The organism is Lampropedia hyalina DSM 16112, assembly GCF_900129055.1.
GTDB lineage: Bacteria > Pseudomonadota > Gammaproteobacteria > Burkholderiales > Burkholderiaceae_C > Lampropedia > Lampropedia hyalina.
The window spans coordinates 88582-105524 of the sequence record NZ_FQUZ01000001.1 but is presented as its reverse complement, the minus strand read 5'-3'; the positions used below and the strand labels follow the sequence as shown (position 1 = coordinate 105524).

Annotated in this window: 16 protein-coding genes; 7 read left to right on the top strand and 9 right to left on the bottom strand. The window is 63.6% G+C overall.

What is annotated here, in order from left to right; all coding sequences use genetic code 11:
- Window positions 1–39: 39 nt before the first annotated feature.
- The 7 genes from rseP to rpsB form a co-directional block, all read right to left on the bottom strand.
- Entirely contained in the window at window positions 40–1404 is a 1365-nt protein-coding gene (gene rseP / locus BUE21_RS00410; protein ID WP_073353297.1) for an RIP metalloprotease RseP, read from the bottom strand.
- Window positions 1405–1502: 98 nt separating this feature from the next.
- Complete coding sequence (locus BUE21_RS00405; RefSeq protein ID WP_073353295.1) at window positions 1503–2366, bottom strand: phosphatidate cytidylyltransferase; 864 nt, start codon at window positions 2364–2366, stop codon at window positions 1503–1505.
- Window positions 2367–2414: 48 nt separating this feature from the next.
- Complete coding sequence (gene uppS, locus BUE21_RS00400; protein WP_073353293.1) at window positions 2415–3188, bottom strand: polyprenyl diphosphate synthase; 774 nt, start codon at window positions 3186–3188, stop codon at window positions 2415–2417.
- A gap of 103 nt (window positions 3189–3291) precedes the next feature.
- Window positions 3292–3852 (bottom strand): ribosome recycling factor, encoded by a 561-nt coding sequence (frr, locus tag BUE21_RS00395; protein WP_073353291.1) that lies wholly within the window; start codon window positions 3850–3852, stop codon window positions 3292–3294.
- A gap of 165 nt (window positions 3853–4017) precedes the next feature.
- Window positions 4018–4743, bottom strand: a complete 726-nt coding sequence (gene pyrH / locus BUE21_RS00390) for a UMP kinase (protein WP_073353289.1) — start codon at window positions 4741–4743, stop codon at window positions 4018–4020.
- Window positions 4744–4979: 236 nt separating this feature from the next.
- Window positions 4980–5876 (bottom strand): translation elongation factor Ts, encoded by an 897-nt coding sequence (tsf, locus tag BUE21_RS00385; RefSeq protein WP_073353516.1) that lies wholly within the window; start codon window positions 5874–5876, stop codon window positions 4980–4982.
- Window positions 5877–6010: 134 nt separating this feature from the next.
- Complete coding sequence (rpsB, locus tag BUE21_RS00380; protein WP_073353288.1) at window positions 6011–6775, bottom strand: 30S ribosomal protein S2; 765 nt, start codon at window positions 6773–6775, stop codon at window positions 6011–6013.
- Between the two features lie 554 nt (window positions 6776–7329).
- Here rpsB and BUE21_RS00375 point away from each other — a divergent pair.
- From BUE21_RS00375 to BUE21_RS00350, 6 genes are all read left to right on the top strand, one after another.
- Window positions 7330–8277: a DMT family transporter gene (locus tag BUE21_RS00375; protein ID WP_073353513.1), complete on the top strand. Its 948-nt coding sequence runs from the start codon at window positions 7330–7332 to the stop codon at window positions 8275–8277.
- A 39-nt stretch (window positions 8278–8316) separates the two neighbouring features.
- Window positions 8317–8811, top strand: a complete 495-nt coding sequence (locus BUE21_RS00370) for a tripartite tricarboxylate transporter TctB family protein (protein WP_073353287.1) — start codon at window positions 8317–8319, stop codon at window positions 8809–8811.
- Window positions 8812–8830: 19 nt separating this feature from the next.
- The gene (locus BUE21_RS00365; protein ID WP_073353285.1) at window positions 8831–10345 is read left to right on the top strand and encodes a tripartite tricarboxylate transporter permease; all 1515 of its coding nucleotides are present in this window, start codon (window positions 8831–8833) and stop codon (window positions 10343–10345) included.
- Window positions 10346–10522: 177 nt separating this feature from the next.
- Window positions 10523–11653 carry a homoserine O-succinyltransferase MetX gene (metX, locus tag BUE21_RS00360; RefSeq protein ID WP_073353283.1) on the top strand — a complete coding sequence of 377 codons (1131 nt, stop codon included), beginning with the start codon at window positions 10523–10525 and terminating at the stop codon, window positions 11651–11653.
- On the top strand, window positions 11650–12234 hold the full coding sequence (metW, locus tag BUE21_RS00355; protein ID WP_073353281.1) for a methionine biosynthesis protein MetW: 585 nt from the start codon (window positions 11650–11652) through the stop codon (window positions 12232–12234). Before metX ends, metW begins: the two co-directional genes overlap by 4 nt.
- 34 nt (window positions 12235–12268) lie before the next feature.
- Entirely contained in the window at window positions 12269–13093 is an 825-nt protein-coding gene (locus BUE21_RS00350) for a hydroxypyruvate isomerase family protein (protein ID WP_073353279.1), read from the top strand.
- 210 nt (window positions 13094–13303) lie between these two features.
- Here BUE21_RS00350 and BUE21_RS00345 read toward each other — a convergent pair whose 3' ends face one another.
- Window positions 13304–13963, bottom strand: a complete 660-nt coding sequence (locus BUE21_RS00345; protein WP_073353510.1) for a DUF937 domain-containing protein — start codon at window positions 13961–13963, stop codon at window positions 13304–13306.
- A 97-nt stretch (window positions 13964–14060) separates the two neighbouring features.
- On the opposite strand from BUE21_RS00345, the gene BUE21_RS00340 reads away from it, so the two are divergent.
- Entirely contained in the window at window positions 14061–15059 is a 999-nt protein-coding gene (locus tag BUE21_RS00340) for an NUDIX hydrolase (RefSeq protein ID WP_407656047.1), read from the top strand.
- 32 nt (window positions 15060–15091) lie between these two features.
- Here the strand turns inward: BUE21_RS00340 and BUE21_RS00335 are convergent, their stop codons facing one another.
- Window positions 15092–16933: a type IV pilus assembly ATPase TfpB gene (locus tag BUE21_RS00335; protein ID WP_084522577.1), complete on the bottom strand. Its 1842-nt coding sequence runs from the start codon at window positions 16931–16933 to the stop codon at window positions 15092–15094.
- Between the last annotated feature and the right edge of the window lie 10 nt (window positions 16934–16943).

Here is a 16943-nt window from a genome sequence, read left to right as displayed (position 1 = left end):
GAGGGTGGAGTGGCGTGGGCAGAACGAGTGTACATACCATCAGCCCAGCAGGCGTGTAATGTCGTTGAAAACGGCCAGTGACATGAGCATCAGCAGGATGACGATTCCGGCACGCTGGAGTTTTTCCAGCCATGCACCAGAGACGGGTTTGCCGGTCACCGCTTCCCAAAGATAATACATCAGGTGGCCTCCGTCGAGCACCGGCAGCGGCAATAAATTCAGCACGGCCAGGCTTAGACTGACAATGGCGAGGAAGTTCAGGAACGGCTCCACGCCCATGCTGGCAGACTGGCCCGCATACTGGGCAATGGAGACGGGGCCGCTGATGTTTTTCAGCGAGGCTTCGCCGATGAGCATCCGGCCAAACATTTGCAGGGTCAGCACCGACATGTCCCAGGTGCGTGTGATGCCGCGCCAAAGTCCTTCCACCGGCCCATAGCGCACCCGCACGGTCTCGAAGGCCGCCTGACCGATCTGGGCGTTGATGAATCCCACCGTCTGGCCGTCGCGCTCGGTGGGCTGGGGGGTGATGTACAGGCTCAGGGGTTGGCCGTCGCGCTCGATCTGCCAGAGCTGGGTGCGTGCTTCTGGCTGGGCGGATTGGCCGGTTCGGGCGATGGTGTCGATCAACTGGCGGGCGTTCGCCATCGGGCGGTCATCGATGCGGTGTACGGCGTCGCCCGCCTGCAATCCGGCCTGGGCGGCGGCTCCGCCGGGGTGGACCTTGCGAATGACGGCAGGCATGTCGGCCATGCGTACGCCGATGCGCTCGAAGGTGTCGTGCTCCAGGTCATTGGCGGCCAGTCGGGACAGCGGCAGGTCGAGGCTGGCGGAGCGATCCCCGCGCTGCACCTGCAACACCACGTCCTGATGGTTCAGGGCAGCGTGGGTGAGTGCCCAGTGCAATTCGTCGAAAGAAGCCAGTGTCCGGCTGGACTTGCCGGTGGGCTGGATGGCGGTGATGCGATCGCCCGCCTGCAAACCCGCCTGTGCCGCCAGGGACTGGGCCGGCGGTTCGCCCACCACGGCCACAGGCTGCTGGCTGCCCCACCAGTTGATGGCGGCAAAGAACAGGATGGCCAGCAACAGGTTGGCCAGTGGCCCGGCCAGCACGATGGCGGCGCGGTGGCGCAGTGGCTGGTTGTTGAAGGCGCGCGGCCGGTCGGCTTCGTCCACCGGGGCCTGGGTTTCATCGGCCATGCTCACATAGCCGCCCAGGGGCAGGGCGGCGATGACGAATTCGGTTTCGTTGCCGGGGCGTTGCCAGCGCAGCAGCGGCTTGCCCATGCCGATGGAGAAGCGCAGCACCTTCACCCCACACAGCTTGGCCACCTTGTAGTGGCCGTACTCGTGGACGGTGACCAGCAGTCCGAGGGTGACGATGAAGGCCAGCAGGGTCAGCATGGGGAGGTTCTCCGGGAGGTGGGGGCGTGATGCTCATCGGCATGGTCACGGCTTGCGCGCACATGCCGGGCAGATGGAGCCAATCGGCACCGCATGGTTCAACCCTTCGTCCACGATACCAGCATGATGGCCGCCGCCACGGTGGGCAGCAGGCTGTCGATGCGGTCCAGCATGCCGCCGTGGCCGGGCAGAATCTGGCTGCTGTCCTTGATGCCGGCACTGCGCTTGACCAGCGATTCCAGCAGATCGCCCATCACGCTCAGGGCAGTGAGCACCAGGCAGCCCAGCAGCAGCATGCCGGTGCTGTGGTGGTGCAGCAGGGTGTAGAGGCTGGGGTCGGATGCCTGTGCGAAATGCCGGTCTGCCGCCATCCAGCCCCAGGCCAGCAGCAGCACGGCCAGCACGCCACCGGCCACGCCTTCCCAGCTCTTGCCGGGGCTGATGGTGGGGGCGAGCTTGCGTGGCACGATCTTCTGGCCCAGCTTGCGCCCGACAAAATACGCACCAATATCGGCTGCCCACACCAGGGCCAGGGTGGAGAGCAGAAAATTCAGTCCCCAGTGGTAGGCGGTCAGCACTGCCAGCCAGGTGGTGGCCAGCACCCACAGGCCCATGCCGAACCGCAGGGGGCGGGCAATGGGTTGCCAGCCTTGTACGCCTGCACGCAGTGCCAGGCTGGCGGCCACGAACCATGCCAGCGTGATGGCCGTCCAGATGGCATCGGGATAGGGGTGCAGATGCCATTGCCGCAGGCTGGCCCACAGCGACAGCACAGCAAATGCCCCGCCGGTGGCCACGGCGACCCATGCGCGGGCAAAGCCTTGCAGGCGTGCCCATTCCCAGGCGGCCAGACTCAGTGCCACACACACCAGCACCTCGAACGGCCAGCGCACGGGAGCCAGAATGCACGGGAGGACGATGGCCATCAGGACCAGAGCGGTGATGACGCGTTGCTTGAGCACAGTACCGATACCTTTGGACGTTGAGCAGGTGCTGGAAAGGCCGCCCCGTCAGGGCAGTTCGGAATCACCGCCAGGCACTGGCGTGGCGGGGGAGCCATGCACCACCTGCTCTGCGGTCTTGCCATAGCGACGCTGACGCTGCGAGTAGGCGGCAATGGCCGCATCCAGGTCGCTGCCGTCGTAGTCCGGCCAGAGGGTGGGCGAGAAATACAGTTCGGCATAGGCAGCCTGCCAGAGCAGGAAGTTGCTCAGGCGCATTTCGCCGCCGGTGCGGATGAGCAGGTCTGGGTCGGGCACATGGTGCAGGGCCATGTGCCGGTTCAGGCTGGCTTCGGTGATGGGCGTGCCTTGCAGGCGCAGTTGTTCGGCGGCCTGGGCAATGTCCCAGCGACCCCCGTAGTTGAAGCAGACGTTCAGGATGAGCCGGTCGTTCTGCGCGGTCAGGGCTTCTGCCTGCATCAGGCTGTGCTGAATCTTGGCATCGAGCTGTTCGCGCTGGCCGATGCAGTGCAGGCGCACACCGTTTTTCTGCAAGGCTGCGGCTTCGCGGTTCAGTGCGGTGGCCATCAGCCCCATCAGCCCGCGCACTTCATCCTGCGGGCGTTTCCAGTTTTCGGACGAGAAGGCAAAGACAGTGAGGATGCGCACCCCGCGTTCGGCACATTGGCTGACGCACAGGCGCAACGCATCCACCCCTTTCTTGTGTCCGGCCAGCCGGGGCAGCAGGCGTTTCTGCGCCCAGCGGCCATTGCCGTCCATGACGATGGCAATGTGGTGGGGAACGGCAGAGGCAGGACAGGGATGCAGATGGGCAGGGGACATGGCACGGGGCAGGCAAGGCCCGAAAGACACCGCCCGCCGGGCCGGAAGAACCGGCAGCAGGGGCGGGCGTATTCGGTGGGAAATGATGCGAACGCTGGCCAGTTCAGACGGCCATGACTTCCTGTTCCTTGCTGCTGACCAGGGCATCGATTTCGGCAATGTGCTTGTCGGTCAGCTTCTGGATGTCGGCTTCGGAGCGTTTCTGGTCGTCTTCGGAGGCTTCCTTGTCCTTGACCAGTTTTTTCACGGCTTCGTTGGCATCGCGGCGCAGGTTGCGCACGGCGATCTTGGCATTTTCGCCTTCGCTGCGCACGATCTTGGTCATTTCCTTGCGGCGTTCCTCGCTCATCGGGGGCATGGGCACGCGAATCAGGTCGCCCATGCTGGCGGGGTTCAGGCCCAGATCGCTTTCGCGGATGGCCTTTTCCACCTTGGCGGCCATGCTGCGCTCCCAGGGCTGTACGCTGATGGTGCGCGCATCGATCAATGCCACGTTCGCCACCTGGCTCAGGGGCACCATATTGCCGTAATACTCGACATGGATGGTGTCGAGCAGGGCCGGACTGGCGCGGCCGGTACGGATTTTGGACAGGTTGTTCTTGAAGGCGGCAATGGACTGATCCATCTTGGCCTGGGTGTTTTTCTTGATATCTGCAATGGACATTTCGGGTTCCTCGTGGCATGCGCACCCGTCAGTTTAATGTGACAGTGGCATGGCCGGGTGAAAAGTCCCCAGAACAGGGGGATTCAGCGTCGGGGCAGTCCGTGCCGACGCATGGAAAGGCCGACAAGGCGCGGCGGGATGCCGCAGCCCTGGCAACCGGGAGAATCAGGCGTACACCAGCGTGCCTTCGTCCTCGCCCAGAATGACGCGCTGCAATGCGCCGGGCTTGACGATGGAGAAGACCTTGATCGGCAGCTTCTGGTCGCGGCACAGGGCAAACGCGGTGGCATCCATGATGCCCAGGTTTTTCACCATGGCCTCATCGAAAGTCAGGCGGCTGTAGCGTGTGGCAGTGGGGTCTTTGAAGGGATCGGCGGTGTACACGCCATCGACCTTGGTGGCCTTGAGCACCAGTTCCGCGCCGATTTCGGCACCGCGCAGGGCCGCAGCGGTGTCGGTGGTGAAGAATGGGTTGCCGGTGCCGGCCGCGAATACCACAACCTTGCCTTCTTCCAGATACTGCAAGGCCTTGGGGCGCACATAAGGCTCCACGACCTGGTCGATGGAGATGGCGGACATCACGCGTGCCGTCACATGCTTGCGCTCGATGGCATCGGCCAGGGCCAGTGCGTTCATCACCGTGGCCAGCATGCCCATGTAGTCGGCAGTGGCGCGGTCCATGCCGTCGGAGCCACCGGCCACGCCCCGGAAGATGTTGCCGCCACCGATGACAATGGCCAGCTCCACCCCCAGTTCGGTGACAGCGATGATTTCGTCCACCATGCGCTCGATGGTGGTGCGGTTGATGCCGAACGCATCGTCTCCCATCAGGGCCTCACCGGAGAGTTTGAGCAAGATTCGCTGGTAGGCAGGCTTGGCGGACGCACTCATGGGCGGAACTCCTGAATAGAAAGGATGGTTGGGAAATGAAATGGGGACAGAAAAAAACGGGGACGGGATGCGCTGGCCTCCCATGCCCCGTCACGCAAGACGACAGTCCTCTTTGCGAAATGGCAAAGGGGCTGCGAGGGAGGGTCTGCAAAACTCTTGCGATGCGCCCAGTGGCGGGATGCGGGCGGCGCAACGGGTTTTGCAGACTTTCCCTAAGGTTGCGTGTGGATGGCCGATCAGGCGTTCTGGGCAGCGGCGACCTGGGCAGCCACTTCGGCAGCGAAGTCGTCCACTTTCTTCTCGATGCCTTCGCCCACCACGTACAGGGTGAAGCCCTTGACGGCAGTGCCCTGGGCCTTGAGCAACTGGCCCACGGTTTGCTTGCCGTCAGCTGCCTTCACGAAGACCTGGTCGGCCAGCGACACTTCCTTGAGGTACTTCTGCACGGAGCCTTCCACCATCTTGGCGACGATGTCGGCGGGCTTGCCCGATTCGGCGGCCTTGCCGGCGGCAACGGCGCGTTCTTTTTCGATCAGCTCGGCGGGCACGTCGGCACCGGTCAGGGCCACGGGCTTCATGGCGGCGACGTGCATGGCAACGTCGCGGGCGGTGGTTTCGTCACCGTCGAATTCCACGACCACGCCGATGCGGGTGCCGTGCAGGTAGTGGGCCAGCCTGGCATCGCCTTCGAAGCGTTGGAAGCGGCGGAAGCTCATGTTTTCGCCGATCTTGCCGATCAGGCCCTTGCGCACTTCTTCCAGCGTGGGGCCGAAGCCGTCCTGTTCGTAGGGCAGTGCGCCCAGGGCATCGACATCGGCGGGGTTGTGCTTGGCCACCAGTTCGGCCGCAGCATTGGCCAGAGCCAGGAAGCTGTCGTTCTTGCTGACGAAGTCGGTTTCACAATTGACTTCGAGCAGTGCGCCGCTGTTGCCGTCGATGTAGGCAGCGACCACGCCTTCGGCGGTGACGCGCGAGGCGGCCTTGCCGGCCTTGGTGCCCAGTTTGATGCGCAGCAGCTCTTCGGCCTTGACCAGATCGCCGTCGGCCTCCACCAGGGCCTTCTTGGCTTCCATCATGGGGGCGTCGGTTTTTTCGCGCAGTTCTTTGACCAGTTGGGCGGTAATTGCAACCATTTTCATACTCCGTACTTGGGTGTCACGATTGATTTTGGCCTGTCGCAGGCTCCGGTGCGAAAAAAAGGGCGTTCATGGTGTGGACGCCCTTTTTCATCGCGGAGAATCCGCGTCAAGCGCACATTGGCAAGGGCTTATTGGGCAGCCTCGTCCTGCACTTCAACGAATTCGTCTTCGCCTGTCTCGCCGGTGGCAGAGGCAGCCTTGGCCAGGTCGGTCAGGGCGTTGTTGCGGCCTTCGATGACGGCATCGGCAATGCCGCGCGCGTACAGGGCCACGGCCTTGGCGGAGTCGTCGTTGCCGGGGATGACGTAGTCAATGCCTTCGGGGTTGTGGTTGGTATCGACCACGCCGATCAGCGGGATGTTCAGCTTGTGGGCTTCGGAGATGGCGATCTTGTGGAAGCCGACATCGATCACGAAGATGGCATCGGGCAGTGCAGTCAGGTCCTGAATGCCGCCGATGTCGCGTTCGAGCTTGTCGATTTCGCGCGAGAAGGTCAGTTGTTCCTTCTTGCTCAGGCCTTCCAGACCGGCTTCCTGCTGGGCCTTCAGGTCCTTCAGACGCTTGATGGAGGTCTTGACGGTCTTGAAGTTGGTCAGCATGCCGCCGAGCCAGCGTTGATCGACGTAGGGCACGCCAGCGCGGCGGGCTTCCTGGGAGACGATGTCACGCGATTGACGCTTGGTGCCGACGAACAGCACGGTGCCGCCGTTGGCAGCGATCTGGCGTGCGAACTTCTCGGCTTCCTGGAACTTGGGCAGCGTGGCTTCCAGGTTGATGATGTGAATCTTGTTGCGGTGGCCGAAGATGTAGGGGGCCATCTTGGGGTTCCAGAAGCGGGTCTGGTGGCCAAAGTGGACACCGGCTTCCAGCATTTCGCGCATGCTTACGGACATTGTGATTTCTCCAGAGGTTGATTTCCAAAACCGGTCTCAAGATTGTGTGCCCATCAGGGAAGGGGCAGGGACAACACCTGGACAAGACCGGTTTGCTATTGTTTTGCCACGCCACAGGGGTTTCTACACGCAGTTTGTGCAGTGCCTGTGACAGATGCCTTATCAAGATTGGCGCATGGGCAAGGATGCACGGCACCAATGGCAATGCCGCTGCTTTCTGTGTCAGGTATCAGGAGTCAGCGGCGTTTGGCAAAACCCGCGCATTGTAGCATAGGGCCTGCGCCACAGCCGCTGGCGGATGCCACGGCCAGGGCGATCGCGCTATGTCAAAAGCATCCGATACGCACCCACTTTTGCCAAACACAAACCCCACTTACCCCGGCATGACGCGGTGAGTGAGTTTCACCATCACGCAAATTGTGCAAGAGAAACACTATGTCACCATAGCGCGATCGCCCTGATGCCACGGCCCGACAGGTTGCGGGTTTTTGGCGGGCGCGTATCATCCGCCATCTGTTCTTTCTGTGGCATGGCTGGTGGGCCATGCTTTTTCCATGTCTGCTTCTCCTCCATTTCACGGATTGTCTGCCGCCCTTTTGCAGGGCCGTCGTGCGGGCATGGCCATGGCTGCCATCGGGGCGATTGCCTTCAGCGGCAAGGCGATTGTGGTCAAGCTGGCCTATCAGCATGGCGTGGATGCCGTGACCTTGCTGATGCTGCGCATGCTGCTGGCCTTGCCGTTTTTCCTGGTGCTGGCCTGGGTGGCCGGGTGGGGCAAGCCTGCCCTGAGCAGGCGGGACTGGCTGGGGATTGCCTGGCTGGGGTTCACCGGCTATTACGCGGCGAGTTTTCTGGATTTTGCCGGGCTGGTCTATATTTCCGCCGGGCTGGAGCGGCTGATCCTGTATCTGAACCCCACGCTGGTGGTGGCCCTGAACTGGCTGCTGTACCGCAAGCGGGTGCATCCGTGGCAGGTGCTGGCCATGCTCATCAGCTATGCCGGGGTGCTGCTGGTGTTTGGCATGGAGGCGAGCTTGCAGGGCAGCCATGTGGTCTGGGGCAGTACGCTGGTGCTGGGCAGTGCCATCTCGTATGCGTTTTATCTGGTTTACAGCGGCCAGTTGGTGCAGAAGCTGGGGGCCTTGCGTCTGGTGGGGCTGGCCAGCGTGGTGGCCAGTGTGTTGTGCATCGGGCAGTTTGTGCTGAGTCGCCCGCTCGACAGCGTGTGGCTGGTGACGGCTCCGGTGTGGTGGCTGTCGGTGTTCAACGCGATTTTCTGCACGGTGATTCCCATTTTGCTGGTGATGATGGCCATCGAGCGCATCGGCTCCGGCATGGCGGCGCAGGTGGGCATGATTGGCCCGCTTTCCACCATCGGATTGGGCATCTGGATTCTGGATGAGCATTTCTCCTGGGTGCTGGTGCTGGGAACTGCGCTGGTAATGGCGGGCATTCTGCTGTTTTCCCGCTGGAGCCTGAAGGTGCCTGCCTCCCGGCCGTGAACAGGGCTGTTCCGAGCCAGACAAGACAGAAAGGTGTGTGTGCGAGTGGGCAATCAAAAAGATTTTGTCGCCGGGCTGTTGTTCACGGTGGTGGGGGTGGCGTTTGCACTGGGCGCACGCCATTACCCGGTGGGCACGGCTGCGCGCATGGGGCCGGGGTATTTTCCGATGCTGCTGGGGGTGTTGCTGGCGGTGCTGGGGGTGGCCATTGCGCTGAAGGCGGTGCTGCGCCGGGGCGATGCCGCATCCGATGGGGCCATCGGGCCGTGGGCCTGGCGGCCCTTGCTGATGGTGCTGTCGGCCAACTTTGCCTTTGGGGTGCTGCTGGTGGGGCTGCCGGGGCTGGGCATTCCCTCGATGGGGCTGGTGGTGGCGATTTACGCGCTGGTGCTGTTGGCCAGTCTGGCGACGCGTCCGGTGCGCTGGGGCGAGACGCTGGGGCTGGCCACGGTGCTGGCAGTGGGCAGTTATCTGGTGTTCATTCGCGGGCTGGGACTGGTGCTGCCGGTCTGGCCGCAGGGGCTGCATTCATGAGACACGGGAGGGAGCGGGCATGACGGAGATGTTCGAGCATCTGGCGATGGGGTTCGGCGTGGCGTTCAGCTACCAGAACCTGTTGTATGCCCTGGTGGGCTGTTTGCTGGGCACTTTGATTGGTGTGTTGCCGGGGCTGGGGCCGGTGCCGACGATTGCCATGCTGCTGCCGATTACCTATGGGCTGGAGCCGGTGTCGGCCCTCATCATGCTGGCCGGGATTTTTTACGGCGCACAGTATGGCGGCTCCACCACGGCGATTCTGGTGAACCTGCCGGGAGAGTCTTCGTCGGTGGTGACGGTGATCGACGGCCACCAGATGGCACGTCGGGGGCGTGCAGGGCCTGCCCTGGCGGCGGCGGGCATTGGCTCGTTCGTGGCCGGGTGCCTGGGCACGCTGGTGCTGGCGGCCTTTGCCGTGCCGCTGGCGGAAGTGGCGTTCCTGTTCGGCCCGGCAGAATACTTTTCGTTGATGGTGCTGGGGCTGGTGGGCGCGGTGGTGCTGGCTTCCGGCTCCTTGCTCAAGGCATTTGCCATGACGGTGCTGGGGCTGCTGCTGGGCATGGTGGGCACGGACATCCATTCCGGTGTGGTGCGTTTTGCCTTCGGGGTGCCGGAGCTGATGGATGGACTGGGCTTTGTGGTGATCGCCATGGGCGTGTTCGGCTATGCCGAGATCGTCGCCAACCTGGGCAAGCCCGCCGATACGCGCCAGATTGTGACGGCCCGGCCCAAGGATTTGCTGCCCACCCGCGAGGATGCGCGGCGCATGACCCCGGCCATTCTGCGCGGCAGTGTGATCGGCTCGGTGCTGGGCATTCTGCCCGGTGGCGGCGCGCTGCTGTCGTCCTTCGCTGCTTACACGCTGGAGAAGAAGACGCGCTTGCAGGCCGGGGAAGTGCCCTTCGGCCAGGGCAATATCCGGGGCGTGGCCGCGCCCGAGGCGGCCAACAATGCCAGCTCGCAAACCTCTTTCATCCCGTTGCTGACGCTGGGCATTCCTCCCAATGCCGTGATGGCCCTGATGGTGGGAGCCATGACCATCCACAACATCCAGCCCGGCCCGGAGGTGATGAACACCAATCCGCAACTGTTCTGGGGGCTGATCGCCTCGATGTGGATTGGCAATGCCATGCTGATCGTGCTGAACCTGCCGCTGATCGGCATCTGGATTCGCCTGCTCACCGTGCCCTACCGCTGGCTGTTCCCGTCCATCGTGCTGTTCTGTGCCGTCGGGGTCTATACCACCAACAACAATGTGTTCGACATCTGGATGGTCGGCCTGTTCGGGCTGGTGGGCTATCTGTTCCACAAGCTCGACATGGAGCCTGCGCCGCTGCTGCTGGGCTTCATTCTGGGGCCGATGATGGAGGAGAATCTGCGCCGTGCCCTGCTGCTGGCGCGGGGCGACTGGATGGTGCTGCTGGAGCGCAAGATTTCCGCCGGGCTGCTGATGGCCGCGCTGCTGTTGCTGCTGATGGTGCTGTTGCCCACCCTGCGCCGCACGCGCGAACAGGCGTTTGTGCAAGAGTGAATCCAGCCAAGGTCTGCTATAGTTGCCCCATGCGCCGATTTGCATCGCTTGCGGGCGCGTTATAAATTCCGCTAAAGACCGAACCCGATCTGCTCCCACATTCTGCAAACCGGCTCCGTTTTTGGCGAGGCCGGTTTTTGTTTTTGTACTGTTGAGCAGTCACTGTTCTTTTTGCCCATGTCCTTCATCGTCCAGCCCCAGACCCTGCACTTTGCCGATCCGCTGGCATTGCAAAGCGGAGCCAGCATCCGTGACTATGTGCTTGCCTATGAAACCTACGGCAGCCTCAACGCCCGGCGCGACAATGCCGTGCTGGTGTGCCATGCCCTCAACGCCTCGCACCATGTGGCCGGTGTCTATGCCGGGCAACCCAAGAGCGAGGGCTGGTGGAACAACATGATCGGGCCGGGCAAGGCCGTCGATACCAACCGCTTCTTTGTCATCGGCATCAACAACCTGGGTTCCTGTTTCGGCTCCACCGGCCCCATGCACACCAACCCGGACACCGGGCGCATCTACGGCGCGGATTTTCCGGTCGTTACCGTGGAAGACTGGGTGAATGCGCAGGCGCGGCTGCTGGATGTGCTGGGCATCGAGCAACTCGCCGCCGTCATGGGCGGCAGCCTGGGTGGCATGCAGGCCTTCTCGTGGGCACTGCAATACCCCCAGCGGTTGCGCCACGCTGTTGTCATTGCCAGTGCCCCCAACCTCAGTGCCGAGAACATTGCCTTCAACGAAGTGGCACGCCGTGCCATCGTCACCGACCCGGATTTTCATGGCGGGCACTTCTACGAACATGGCACCGTGCCCAAGCGCGGACTGCGCATTGCCCGCATGATTGGCCACATCACCTACCTCTCGGACGATGTGATGAACCAGAAGTTTGGCCGCCAGTTCCGCGAGGGGCTGGAGCCGCACTACAGCACCCAGGACATCGAATTCCAGATCGAAAGCTATCTGCGCTACCAGGGCGACAAGTTCAGCGAATACTTCGATGCCAACACCTACCTGCTCATCACCCGCGCCCTCGACTACTTCGACCCGGCACGCCGCCACGGCGGCAACCTCAGCCAGGCCGTCGCCCATGTGCTGGCGAAATTCCTGCTGGTGAGCTTCACCACCGACTGGCGGTTTTCTCCCGCACGCAGCCGCGAGATCGTCAAGGCCCTGCTCGACCACCGGCGCGACGTGAGCTATGCGGAAATCGATGCCCCGCATGGCCACGATGCCTTCCTGCTCACCGACCCGCGCTACCATGCCCTGGTGGCATCCTACTTCGACCGCATTGCCCAGGAGCTTGGCGTATGAGCGAACTCACCACCATGCAGGCCATTGCGCGCCTCGTACCCGACGGATCGCGCGTGCTCGATCTGGGCTGTGGCGACGGCGCATTGCTCGAATACCTGCAAAAACAGCACGGCTGCACCGGCTACGGCGTGGAAATCAACGATGCCAACGTGCTGGCCTGCGCCCGCCGGGGCGTGAACGTGCTGCAACTGAATCTGGACGAAGGGCTGAGCGTCTTCGACGACAACGCCTTCGATGTCGTGCTGCAAGTCGATACCTTCCAGCACCTGCGCAACACCGAAACCATGTTGCAGGAAACCGTGCGCATTGGCCGTGCGGGCATCGTCGCCTTCCCGAACTTTGCCCACTGGCCCAACCGCTTCTCCATCCTGCGCGGGCGCATGCCCGTCACGCGCCGCCTGCCCTACCAGTGGTACGACACACCCAACATCCGCGTCGGAACCTACCGCGACTTTGAAATCCTCGCCCGCAAGAACCGTCTGCGCATCCTCCAGTCCTTCGGCCTGCACGAAGGCCGCCAGATCGGCTGGCTGCCCAATCTGCGCGCCACCACTGCGGTGTTCCACTTCGAGAAGGGCTGATGCCCCTGCGCCATCCGTTCGCCATCCGTCTGCCATGCCCCAGTTCGCCGCCAACCTCAGCTTTCTCTACACCGAGCACCCCTTCCTGGAGCGGTTCGCCGCTGCGGCCGAAGACGGATTCACTGCGGTGGAATACCTGTTCCCCTACGACTGGCCGGCCCACCAGTTGCAGCAGCTGCTGCGTGCGCACGGTCTGCGTCAGGTGCTGTTCAATGCCCCGGCCGGTGGCGGCAATCGCCAGCAGGTGGCACAGGCATGGCAACAAGGGCTGCGCGGCACGGCTGCGCTGGAATGGCAGGAAGCAGTGTTTCGCTATGGCGTGGCACTGGCCCTGGAATACGCCCAGGCACTGGACTGCGGGCAGATTCACCTCATGTCCGGCCTGCTCGATGCCGTGCAGGCGCGTGAGGCCAGTACCACCACCCGCTGGCTGCACCGCCTGACCTGGGCGGCAGAACAGGCTGCGGCGGTGGGTTGCCGTGTGCTCATCGAACCCATCAACCACCACGACATGCCCGGCTACTACCTGCACACCCAGCAGCAGGCACACGCCGCCCTGCAAACCATTGGCCACCCGCAACTGGGCCTGCAACTCGACCTTTACCACTGCCAGCGCACCGAAGGCGACGCACTGGCCGCGCTGCAACAGGCACTGCCCACCGGGCGCGTGGGCCACATCCAGATCGCGGGCGTACCGGGTCGGCATGAACCCGATTGCGGCAGCCTGCCGTGGCAGGCACTGTTCCAGCAACTCGACGATGCCCAATGGCCCGGCTGGGTCGGCTGTGAATACCAGCCCGCCACCCACACCCGCGCCGGACTGGGCTGGCTGCGGGCGTGGCAGGAGCGAGTGGTTTAGAAGGTGTTCACGATTTCATGGCGATGCCGTACCAACAGCACCGTCATTCCGGGCTTGACCCGGAATCCAGTGAGGACGTATCAAAAGAACACCTGGGTTCTCAATGGGATACCTTGCTGCTGGATTCCCGCTTTCGCGGGAATGACGGGTGCTTTTCTTGATTGAACAGTATTGTCCTGAAATCGCAAATACGTTCTCAGGGTTTGCCGCTCAACGCCGGTTCAGAAACCCCGCGCCCAGCTTCAGCAGATCGCCCACGCCCAGCTTGCCATCGCCATCCTGATCCAGCACGGCGGCCAGCAGACCGCCTGCACCTCCCTGTTGCTCAATCTGGCGGCGTTCCTGACCCAGCAGCGAACCCAGGCCATCGGCACTGCTGGCCTGGCCCTGTGCCACCTGCCGCCCTAGATAGCCCAGCACGATGGGGGCGAGCAGCACCAGCAGCTTGTGGATGCCTGCCGCATCCAGGCCGCTGGCCTGTCCCAACTGGTTCTCGGCCTGCGGCAGCCGGTTGCCAAAAATGTGCTGCAAGATGCCTTCGCCATTGAGCTGCCGAGCTGCGCCTGCCGCAGACCCGCCACCCAGCAGCGAACCCAGCAAGCCGCCAATGTCCAGCCCGCCTGCACTGGCACTGGAGCCTGCGGATGCCGGTGCAGCCGCGCCGCCGTGGTCGCGCAACAATGCGCCGAACAGGGCCTGCGCACCACCGGGCTGCTGGGCGTTGTGCCCCAGTGCGCCCAGCAACAAGGGCAGGGCCGCGCCGATGGCGTTTTCGGCCTGCTGGGGGCTGGCTCCCAGTTGGCTGGAAATCTGCTGGAGGGAACCACCGCGCAGTTGGTTCAGAATGCCTTCGACAAGGGGGGAGGTCATGGCAATGGGCCTTTCGTAATCAATGATGTGCAATGATTCTATGCGCTTGAATGACGTTTCCGGTTTTCTGGAGATGATGAACAGGCCCTAGAATCGGGTGCGTCTGCACTACCTGAATGCCCGTTTGAACCTCGCCACCGAACCATCCCTTGCCATTACCGCCGAACTGGTGGCGGTGCTGGCGGCCGTCACCGATGGCGAGCCGCGCATTCTCACCACCGCCCACGGCCAGACCCTGCCCAGCGGCCCGTTCCAGTCGGCGCACCGCTCCATGCAGGCGGGCATGCGGGCCTGGATCGAGAGCGAAACCCACCACCCCATCGGCTACATCGAGCAGCTCTACACGTTCGCCGATAAGGATCGCTCCCAGCAGGACAGCCGCCGCTTCATCTCCATCACCTACCTGGGACTGACGCGCGAGGCCAGCGCACCGCTGCGCGACAGCGTGCCCCATGCGGGCTGGCGCAACTGGTACCACTACTTCCCGTGGGAAGACCGGCGCAACCCGGCCAGCGTGGAGCTGGTGGAGCAGCGCATCGTGCCCGCATTGCAACGCTGGATTGCCGACACGCCCGATGCCAGCGTCCGCCAGCGTCGCCAGCAGCGCGTGGCCTACAACTATGGCCTGCACGACAGCCGCTGGAACGAAGACCTGGTGCTGCAACGCTACGAACTGCTGTACGAGGCCACGCTGGTGCCGGAGGCGCGGCGCGCGCGCGCCAGTGCGGCGGTGGCGCAGGCCGCTGGCGTGCATGGCGCGTCGCTTCCGGGGCTGGACATGCTGCACGATCACCGCCGCATTCTTGCCACCGGCATTGCCCGTCTGCGTGCCAAGCTCAAGTATCGCCCGGTGATGTTCGAGCTGATGCCGCCCGCCTTCACGCTGTTGCAACTCCAGCAGACGGTGGAAGCCCTGTCCGGCTGCTGGCTGCACAAGCAGAATTTCCGCCGCCTGATCGAGCAGCAGCAACTGGTGGAAGAGACCGGCGACATGGCCGTCGGCAAGGCAGGCCGACCGGCCAAGCTGTTTCGCTTCCGCGCCGGGGTGTTGCAGGAACGCGCCATTGCGGGCAGCAAGCTGCCGATGGCGCGTTGAATGCGTTGAATGCGTTGAATGCGCACAGGCTGCTACATCCACGGCATCGGCGTGGATACCAGCACCTCATCGAGTGTGGTGGAGCCGTCGGCAATGCGGTGTGCGCCGCCCAGGCGCAGGGGGCGCATACCCGCCTGCACCGCCGTCTTGCGCAGACGCGCCAGTGACAGATCGGCGGTGATTTGCTCGCGCACGGCTTCGTCCACCGTGAGCAGTTCGTACAGGCCCACGCGCCCCCGGTAGCCGCTCATGCGGCATTGCAGACAGCCCACCGGGCGATAGGGCGTGAACCTGTGGTTCTGGGTGCCCATGTTCCAGGGTTTGATGGCATCGTTGAGAGTCTGGGGGTCAAAGTCCGGGTCGGGCTGTTTGCAGGCCGGGCAGAGCGTGCGCACCAGCCGCTGTGCCAGCACGCCCAGCAGGGTGGCGTTGAGCAGATAGGCGGGCACGCCCAGTTCCATCAGCCGGGTGATGGCCGATGGCGCATCGTTGGTGTGCAGCGTGGAGAACACCAGATGCCCGGTGAGCGCGGCCTGCACCGCCATTTCGGCGGTTTCGAGATCGCGGATTTCCCCCACCATGATGATGTCCGGGTCTTGCCGCATCAGCGCGCGCAGTCCATCGGCAAAGCTGAAATCGATCTGCGGCTGCACCTGGGTCTGGTTGAAGCTGGCCTCGATCATCTCGATCGGGTCTTCCACGGTGCTGACGTTCACCTGCTCGGTCGCCACCCGCTTGAGGGTGGAATACAGCGTGGTGGTCTTGCCCGAGCCGGTCGGCCCCGTCACCAGAATGATGCCGTGCGGCTTTTGAATCAGGCTCTCCCAGCGGCGTGCGTCGTGCGAGGTAAAGCCCAGCGCGGGCAGTGCCTTGATGGTGCTGTCGGGGTCAAAAATACGCATCACCATTTTTTCGCCGAAGGCGGTGGGCAGCGTGGAGAGGCGCATTTCCACCTCCTCGCCGCGTGGGTTGCGGGTCTTGATGCGGCCATCCTGCGGGCGGCGTTTTTCCACCACGTCGATGCGCCCCAGCAGCTTGATGCGGGCAATCATGGCATTGAGCACGCCCATTGGCATCCGGTACACGGTGTGCAGCACACCGTCGATGCGAAAGCGGATCACGCCCTGTTCGCGGCGCGGCTCCAGATGGATGTCGCTGGCACGCTGGTCGAATGCGTACTGCCACAGCCATTCCACCACGCGCACCACGCCCTGGTCGTTGGCATCGAGCTGGCGGTTGGCCTTGCCCAGTTCCACCAACTGCTCAAAACTCGCCAAACTGCTGCCGCTGGCAGAGCCGCTGGATTTTTGCGCCGACATCACCGAGCTGGCCAGGCTGTAGAACTCGCCGATGTAGCGTTTAAGCTCCTGCGGGTTGGCCATCACCAGCCGCACCGGGCGTTTCACCTGCCGTTCCACTTCGGCCACCCAGTCGGTGGCATAGGGTTCGCTGGTGGCAATCACCATCTCCTGCGGCTGCACATACAGCGGCAGCACGCCGTAACGCCCGGCGTAGGCGGCACTCATCACATCCTGAATGCGGCCAATGTCGGCCTTCAGCGGGTCGATGCGCACATGGTCGATGCCCGCGCGCCGCGCCATATAGGCGGTCAGGTCGTCCAGCCCCAGCGGTTGTCCATTCACATCCAGCAGATTGATGCTGGCCAGACGCACCAGCGGATTCTGCGCACTGTCGGCCTGCGAAAAACGCGCCACCGTGCGCCGTGCCTCATCGGCAGACAGCAGGCCATCCTCCTTGAGCCACTGCACCACATGCTGCCAGTCCAACAGACCCTGGAAGGGCGGATGGGCCGTGCGGGTGGTGGCAGGCAAGGCCGGGGGCTGGCTGGAGAGGGGGCGGTGGGGAGAAGTCATGCGGCAGGTC